The organism is Streptomyces sp. NPDC059567, from assembly GCF_042735655.1.
Lineage (GTDB): Bacteria > Actinomycetota > Actinomycetes > Streptomycetales > Streptomycetaceae > Streptomyces.
In genome coordinates this window covers 68,718-77,233 of the sequence record NZ_JBHWBS010000028.1, presented here as the reverse complement: position 1 = coordinate 77,233, position 8,516 = coordinate 68,718, and the positions used below count along the sequence as shown (strand labels likewise).

General features: G+C 66.3%; 4 protein-coding genes. 3 read left to right on the top strand and 1 reads right to left on the bottom strand.

What is annotated here, in order from left to right:
* Window positions 1-304: 304 nt before the first annotated feature.
* Window positions 305-4,207, bottom strand: coding sequence for a polymorphic toxin-type HINT domain-containing protein (locus tag ACFVZW_RS15670; protein ID WP_384521307.1), 3,903 nt, complete (start codon window positions 4,205-4,207; stop codon window positions 305-307).
* A 385-nt stretch (window positions 4,208-4,592) separates the two neighbouring features.
* On the opposite strand from ACFVZW_RS15670, the gene ACFVZW_RS15665 reads away from it, so the two are divergent.
* From ACFVZW_RS15665 to ACFVZW_RS15655, 3 genes are all read left to right on the top strand, one after another.
* Window positions 4,593-5,102 (top strand): hypothetical protein, encoded by a 510-nt coding sequence (locus tag ACFVZW_RS15665; RefSeq protein WP_384521305.1) that lies wholly within the window; start codon window positions 4,593-4,595, stop codon window positions 5,100-5,102.
* A gap of 215 nt (window positions 5,103-5,317) precedes the next feature.
* Entirely contained in the window at window positions 5,318-6,685 is a 1,368-nt protein-coding gene (locus ACFVZW_RS15660; RefSeq protein WP_384521303.1) for a trypsin-like serine protease, read from the top strand.
* 192 nt (window positions 6,686-6,877) lie between these two features.
* Window positions 6,878-8,401: an FG-GAP-like repeat-containing protein gene (locus ACFVZW_RS15655; RefSeq protein ID WP_384521301.1), complete on the top strand. Its 1,524-nt coding sequence runs from the start codon at window positions 6,878-6,880 to the stop codon at window positions 8,399-8,401.
* Window positions 8,402-8,516 lie beyond the last annotated feature (115 nt).

The window sequence follows — 8,516 nt, the reverse complement described above, 5'->3', positions numbered from 1 at the left end:
CGCCGGGCCCTGCCGCTGCCGTCCCCTCCCTCTAGGGGAGTCGTCTCATCCCTCTCGCGAATCGCCCTCGAGTCGCTCGAGGTTTGACCAGAGGGGACTTACCCCGAACCTGGCCATGTACTCCTCAAGAATCAGGAACGGAGGGCCACTATGCGGCGCCCCGTCCTCCCAGACCGTGTCGCACTCTTCGCAAACAAGGAAAGGTTCCTCCCGTCCTCGGATGCGGCATGCCACTACCCAGCCTTGTTCACATCTCGGACACCAGATCATGCGTACTCCAAAAGGAATGTAGGGACGGCAGTGATCACATCTGCGGGAATGCAGTGATCACCCTATTAGTTCCTGGCACAACCACTATTCGGAGGTTCCTCTCTCCGGCAGTTCCGATCTCTCTGCCCATGGGCACAACGTACCTTGCAGGGTCGCTGGGATCGGGTGCACCCCGTTTTGCCCATCCTTCATCGAGCAACCCGAGGACCTTTGCCTGATCGGGATCCTTGAAAACACTGTGTGTGGGCTTCGATGGGTTCGGCCTCGTGTGCTCCATCACGTGCGCGATACGGTGCCCCTCCGTGGAACCGGGCCCGTATATGAGGCCGCCAGGGGACTCGAATCGATCCCCGCCGAGGTTCCGGAACCCCACAGGGCAGCTCGCGTTGTGAACCAGAACCGGCGTAGTGCCTGCAAGCACATAGAAGGTGTGCACGGCTTCGACCGTGAGGGTGTAGGTGCGCGCACGTTGGTCAAACGAGCGATTCCACTGAACGGCAGCAGTGCTTCCATCGATGGTTCGAAGCGTCATCCCAAGGCGAAGGTCGCCAGCATCGATCCACGCATTCTCTGACGGTGACCAGAAGGGGTGCTCATGCGTCGCGATAAGCCGTTCCTCACCGCGGCCCGTTCTTATGGTGAGTTCGTTGAAGTTCTTATCGTGCTCGGTGACAATGGCATTCGATACTCGGCCTGGTCTCGTCTCGCCGCTGTGGGGGTCAGTGGCAGCTACTTGATCGCCGGGCGTGACGGATTCGATGTTCCTCACCGAGTTGTCCGCCATGAGGACCTTGGTGCCGGCGAGGAAGCACTGGAAGCACTTCAAGGCTTGCTGGGCGGTTCGCGTCCCACTGGCGATCCCCTCGACACCATCAAGTGCCTTGTCGAGGACCTTGATCTTGCCGATGGGTAGGAGCGACATGCCTGCCATGAGGCACCCGGCGAGTGTGGGGTCCTCAACGCAGGCGATGGCATCGGTGATGCCAAACAGGTCCATAGCCAGTTGCGCGCTGGCAGGATCGGCTCGCGGCACAACGATGTCGTAATTGTCGGGAGCCATCGCGCATGGTGGGAGGTGGTCCCGGTAGATGTTGATGATGCAGCTCGGCTTGCTCTCCTCATCCCGCACAAAGGCGCGCTGCTCTTCGGCCTGGCGGCGTGCCGCTGCTTCTTCCGTTTCGCGCAGTTGGACTACCTGGTCCCATGCCTGGGAGGCGGAGGCTTCAGCCTCCTCAGCGCTTTTTCCGGCATCGAGGGCGGCGGTGCGGGCTTCGACTTTCGCGTCCTGGGCCCTGAGAGCTGAGGAGCGCGCGTAGCTGGCGGAGAATTCGGCTTGTGCTGCGGATTCTTCGGCGGCGATCGCGTCTTGCTCGGCACGCTTGGCGGCGTTACGGGCGGTCGTGGCGGAGGCGGCGGCCTGGGTGGCGCTGGTTGCGGCGTCGTCGGCTGCTGCGTCGGCCTGGGTGGCGTACTGGGCTGCCTGTGTGGCGCTTTTCTGCGCTTCGGTGGCTGCGGCTGCGGCTTCGGCGGCGGCTTGGTTGGCCTCGGCCGCGGCCTTGGCAGCGAGCCAGCGGTTCTGCAGGGCCTTGGCAGCGATAACGCCGCCCTCGGCGATCAGGCGCTGGACCTGGGCGACGTGGTTGCTGGCAAGTTCGTCCTTGCGGTCGGCCACGTACTGGCCGGCCTGGATGAAGTAGTGCAGCTCGTCAGCCGGCCCGGACAGGGCGACCATGGCCGCGGCCTTCACCTCGGGACCACCGTCGTTGAACACCTTGCTGGCCGCAACTCGCTCGTCGGAGTGGCGGGCAGCGTACTGACCGTTGTTGATGAACTTGAGCAGTGCCTGGGTGCTGCCGTCGGCAAGTGCGGCCTCCGCGGCCTCCTTGACTCCTACCCCGCCCTCGTTGTGGATCTTCGAGACGAGAACGCGGTACTCCATCCCTGCGACTTCGTGCTGTCCGGTGGTGTAGAAGTCGGCGATCTGCCCGTCCGTGCCAGTCAGCACCTCAGTGGCGGCGGTGCGCACCGCTTCGTAGGGGCTGTTGGAGGCCAGGTCGGCGACCTGCTGGCGGATCTCGCTCTGCTGGGCTGTTTTCCAGCCGGCGCGCAGGTACTCCAGCACATCCTCATTGGTGCCAGAGAGGGCCTGGGCAGCCGCTTCCTGACGCCATGAGCCGAAGTGCTTCATCGCCCGCAGGGCGAGCTTGCGGCCCTCTGCGGCGATCGCAGTGGTGTCGGCGCCGGGCTGATCGAGCTGGCCGGCCAAGGTCTTGGTGTCGTCCTCGATGGCCTTGCCCTCGACCACCGTGGCGGCGACGTCTTTGACGAACGCGTCCCCGGTGGACTTGTGGGTCTTGGCGCGCTCGACAGCGGCAGCGGTGCGAGTGGTCAGCTCTTCGGCCTCGACCTCCCGGGCAATGTCGAAGGTCTTCTTCGCGGTCGCAACCGCCGCGGTTGCGGCGTCTGAGGCGACCTTGGCAGCGTTGGCCTGCTTGGTGGCCTCCGCTGCGTGGTTTGCTGCCTCGCCCGCGTGCGCGGCGGCGTATTCGGCCGCAGTGGCTGCGTTGTTGGCGTGTGTGGCGGCCGAGTTCGCCGCATCGCGTGCCTCATTGGCGGCGGTGGCGGACTTGCGGGCCAGGGTCTCTGCGGCGGTGGCGGCTCGGTGGGCTTCGTTGGCGTGGCGGCGGGTCTCCGCTGCGGCGGCCCTGGCCTCGGCGGAGGAGGCGCCGGCGGCGTCCGCGTAGCCGGCGGCCTCGTCTGCGGCGTCGGCGGCGAGGTCGGCGTTACCGCTCGCGTTCTTGGACGCGGCGGCTGCGGTGGCGGCGGCGAGTGAGGCCTTGCCAGCCTGTTCGGCGGCCTTGGCGGACTCGGTGGCCAGGTTTGCCGCTGCGCGCGCCGCCTTAGCTTGCGTGTTCGCGTTGGCGGCCTGGTTCTTATCCATGCCTGCGGCGATTGCCGCGTTGTAGGCACGGTTTGCGGCGTCAGCCGCAGCCGCAGCCGCGTTCGCGGTCTGCGCGGCGGCCAGCGCCGCGATCTTCGCTGAGCGGTTCGCGGCATTGGCGGCACCGATAGCTGTCTGTGCGGCCTCGGCGGCAGCACGCGCGGCGTCAGCGGCCTGCTTGGACTTGATGGCGGCGCGCGTGGCGTCGCTCTTGGCCGCTTCAGTCTCCTGCGCGGCCTTCTGTGCTGCCTGCTTGGCCAGCTCAGAAGCGGCAACTGCCCGGGCGGAGGCTTCCTCTGCGGACTTGGTCGCGTCCTCAGCCTGCTTACCCGCCTGCTTGGCCTGCTCGGTCAGCTGGGCGATGGTGGCGTGTTCCTGGTCGCGGTTGCGGGCCACGAACTGGCCCACTTCCAGGAATTCGATGAGGTCGTCGTAGGTGCCCTGGAGTGCGAGCTCGGCGGCGGCCTTGATGTTCGGCCCACCCGAGTTGTGGATCTTCGATACCTGAACCCGGTCGTCCATGTGACGGGCGGCGTACTGACCGTCCTCCAGGAAATGCTCGACGTCTTCGGGCGTGCCTCGCAGGGCCGCCTCGCCGGCTTCCTTGACTCCTACGCCGCCGAAGTTGATGGCCTTGGAGGTCTCGACCCGCTGATCCATTTGATGCGGCGCCTTCCAGCCGCCCGCCAAGAAGGCTTGCACGTCGGCTTGGCTTCCCTGCAACGCGGCCATGGCCGCCTCACGTACCGACGGACCACCCGCATTGATGATCCGGCTGACATCCACACGGTCATCGATCTGCTGGATCAGCCCCTTGTCGGCAAGGAACTGCTCAATGTCCCCGTCCGTGCCAAGAAGCGCCCGCTCTGCAGCTTCCTTGACCCCCGGGCCACCGGCCGCCCAGTAGTCCAGTACAAGTGCTCGACCCGTGAGACCGGTCTCGCCGGCATCGAGAGCAGAAGCAGTCGGTGCCGTTCCCAGCAGCCCCGTCACCATCGCCGTGGACAGCAGACCGGCGCATACGCGGCGGGCCGCTCTGCCCGGTATCCGCTCTCGACGTCTGCCTGTTGTCTTACGCCCCATCCATCTTGGGCGAGACAGTTGCTTCACCTGACGATTCCTCCAAGCAAAAGAGTGCACCCCTACACATCGCCCCGCCATCCGCGCAAGACGGACATACTCGATCGCAGGGATCTGCGATGAGGTCAGTGCGATCGCCAAGGCCGGCCGCGCGGGAACCCCCGCACTCGCGAACACAGCCCGTTATCTCCACAGGTGAGGGGGAGTTGTGCCGCATGTTCACGGGAACCTTACATGTGCTTTACTTCCGCCAAGCGGAGGGGTGTAGTCCGCTTTCTTGTCTTCATTGGGGAGGAAACACATGGCGATATCGCGTGTCCGCAAGGTGCTCATGCTCGGAACTTCGGGCGTCGTTGTGGCGTGGTTCGGAGCGGTGGCGCTGACTACAGGTGCCCAGGCGGCTCCGCAGACCATGGCCACAGCGGAGGTCGCCACTGAGATGCCGGTAGCGGTCGAGAACTTCAGCTACCCGGATGCCGAGAGGATCCTTCAGGAGCGGCGCATCACCCTGAAGCGTGGTGACGGGCACATCACCTTGGTCCCGTGCTCGCAGACGTGGGACATCAAGGTCGAGTCCCGCTTCGACATCAATGGCTACTGCTTCAAGGTGACCTCGGACACCGGCTTTCTGACGCTGGAACTGCCCGACGTCTGGGGCGTGTGGACGAAGAGCAACCCCATCGAGGCAACCCTGACCGCCGAAGGCGAAGAGACCGTCCTCGACCTTCCTGCCAACAAGTACCAGGCAGTCGGTGAGACAGGGGACAGCGGCTTGCGCTCCGTCCTGGTCGAAATGCGTATCACGGGCTGACCCCAGCACTAGGGAACCAACGGTGTGAGGAAGTGTGGTCGGCAAGGCCACACCCTGATGGAGCTCCGCAGATCCGGCCGAGCGACACACCACCGCTCGCCACTCACGATTCGTCACACCTCGTGATCTGGATCGCGTATCCGAAGCTGTCCACATGCATCACCCAGGCGATGTCGCGGACGTCGCGACGGGCTCTTCATCTTCAAGGAACATCGATGACCTCAAGGCGTTCACGCCTCGTGTGGGCTACCAGCGCAGTCGCCGCGCTCGCCACGGTAGTGATCACCGCTCCTGCCATTGCCCTCAATGGCAGTGACGCCCCTTCCACGCTGAACTTCACGGCGAAGATCAACGTCGGGGAACAGGCCGGCTGCACCGGAGCCCTCGTTGACCCTCACTGGGTCCTGACCGCCGCCACCTGCTTCTCCCCGGACGGCAAGCCCGCCGCTGGCAAGCCTGCGGTCACCACCACCGTCACGGTCGGCCGCAACGACCTGACCCAGACCGGCGGCAGCGTCCAGCAGGCCATTGAACTTGTGCCCCACGCCGACCGTGACCTGGTCCTGGTCCGTCTCGCCACGAGGATCACTGATCCGGCCATCACGCCGGTGCGACTCGCCGCCACCCCCGCCGGTGAAGGTGAGCAGCTGACGAAGGCTGGGTTCGGGCGAACCAAGGCCGAGTGGGTGCCCAACAAGCTCCACACGGGCACCTTCACCGTGGCTTCGGCCACGGACACGACGCTGAACCTGAACGGCTCCGAGACCGCGACTGTCTGCCAGGGCGACGCCGGCGGACCGGCGCTGCGCACCGTCGACGGGACGCCCGAACTCGTGGCCGTCAATTCGCGGTCCTGGCAGGGCGGCTGCCTGGGTACCGACCCTGCTGAGACCCGTACCAACGCGATCGACACCCGCGTGGACGGCCTGGCCGGCTGGGTGAAGGAAGTCGCCAACCGCGACCGGACCACGCCTGCCGACATCGACGGCGACGGCAAGGATGACCTCGTCGTCCAGCGCACCGACGGTGCCGTGATCGTCCACCGCAACCTCGGCAGCAGCCTCGGCGCCGGCACCATCATGTCGACCGGCTGGAGCCGCTGGGTCGACGGCAGCGACCTGGGTCGTCTGTACTTCGCGGACATGACCGGCGACAACAAGGCCGACGTGATCGTCCACGGCGTCGACGGCAACATCCACGTCCGCAAGAACCTGGGCACCTCCTTCGACGGCGGTACCCAGTGGAGCACCGGCTGGAGCCGCTGGGTCGACGGCAGCGACCTCGGCCGCCTGTACTTCGCGGACATGACCGGCGACAACAAGGCCGACATGATCCTGCACGGCGTCGACGGCAACATCCACGTCCGCAAGAACCTGGGCGCCTCCTTCGACGGCGGCACCCAGTGGAGCACCGGCTGGAGCCGCTGGGTCAACGGCAGCGACCTCGGCCGCCTCCGCTTCGGGGACTCCAGCGGAGACGGGAAGGCCGACATGTTCGTCTACGAGTACGCCACGGGCAAGGTCTTCGTGCGCACGAACCTGGGCGCATCCTTCAACGGCGGCACTCTGGTGATCACCCTCTGACATCGCCGCCTTCCCCTCGACCTGGTCCGCTCGGGCCAGGTCGAGGGGGCTTCGCGACTTCTCGCAGGCTCGGTCACCCTCGCCTCGGGCTTCCTGCTTCTGGATCGCGTGTCGGCCCCGTTCGTCATCGTCATCCGCATGTCCTGCAGGGGCTGTAGGTGCCCGCAGAGCTCTCTATCTCAAGGAAGAATCATGACCGCCATGCGTTCACGCCTCATGTGGACCACCAGTGCAGTTGCTGCACTCGCCACGATGGCGACCATCGCTCCGGCGATCGCCCTCAACGGCACTGATGCCCCTACCCAGCTGAACTTCACCACGAAGATCAACGTCGGCGAGCAGGCCGCCTGTACCGGTGCCCTCGTCGCCCCGCAGTGGGTCCTGACCGCCGCTACCTGCTTCTCCGCGGACGGCAAGCCCGCCGCAGGCAAGCCCGCGGTCACCACCACCGTCACCGTCGGCCGCACAGACCTTTCCCAGACGACGGTTGGTTCGACCCTCGAGGCCGTTCAGCTCGTGCCGCGTGCCGACCGCGATGTCGTACTGGTGAAACTGGCAAGCCGGATCAAGAACGTCACCCCGGTCACCATCGCCTCCGCTGCTCCGACTGCTGACGAACAGCTCAGCGCGGCCGGCTTCGGGCGCACCAAGACCACGTGGGTGCCTGACAAGCTGCACACCGGAACGTTCACGGCCTCCTCCAGCGACGCCACGACAGTGACGCTCGCGGCGACCGGGGATGCCCTGATCTGTCAGGGCGACACCGGGGGGCCGCTGCTGCGACAGAACGACGGCGCCGTCGAACTCCTTGCCATAGCCAGTCGTTCCTGGCAGGGCGGCTGCCTCGGCACCGACGCTGCCGAAACCCGCACGAACGCGCTCGGAGCTCGTGTAGACGACCTCGGGGCCTGGATCGCGGACACCGTCTTCGCCCGACAGGGTGACCTGACTGGGGACAAGGCTGCCGACCTGGCAGCGGTCTGGACCGACGGCAGCCTCCACGTCTACACCGGCAGTACCACCCAGGGCCTCAGTGGAGCACGGACGCCGCAGCTCGGTGGCACCGGCTGGCTCACGATGAAGCAGCTTGCCAAGGCGGACTTCACCAACGACGGCGTGGCCGACGTCATGGCCATCTGGGGCGACGGCACGCTCCACCTCTACAAGGGCGACGGCAACGGCAACATCACGGCCCAGACGCCCATCGCCATGGGCGGTACGACCTGGGGAACCACCAAGCAGATGACGGCCGCCGACTTCACCGGCGACGGCTGGGGTGACCTGCTGACCGTCTGGAACGACGGCACCCTCCACCTCTACAAGGGCGACGGCAAGGGCAACATCACCGCCGCCACCACTGTCGCCATGGGCGGATCCACCTGGGGAACCGTCGAGCAGTTCGTCGGCGGCGACTTCGACCGCGACGGCAACGCCGACCTCATGGCCGTCTGGAACGACGGCACGCTCCACTTCTACAAGAGCAACGGCGACGGTTCCTTCAACGCGCAGAAGCCCGTATGGGGCGGCAACACCTGGTCCACCGTCACCCTGATGGCCGGCGACGACTACAGCGCCGACGGCACAGCAGACATCATGGCCATCTGGGGCAACGGCACCCTCCACCTCTACAAGGGCACTGGAAACGGCGACATCGACTCCGGGATGACAGTCCCCGTCGGCGGATCCACCTGGCTCACCATGAAGCACTTGGCATAGACAGGGCTTGAGCCGTGGGGGGGGGGGGCGGGGCGCGCCCCCCGCCGCCCGCCCCCGCGCGCGCGCCGCCACCCGTGGCCAGCTGCCCCGCCCCGCGCGCGCCCGCTCAGTCTCA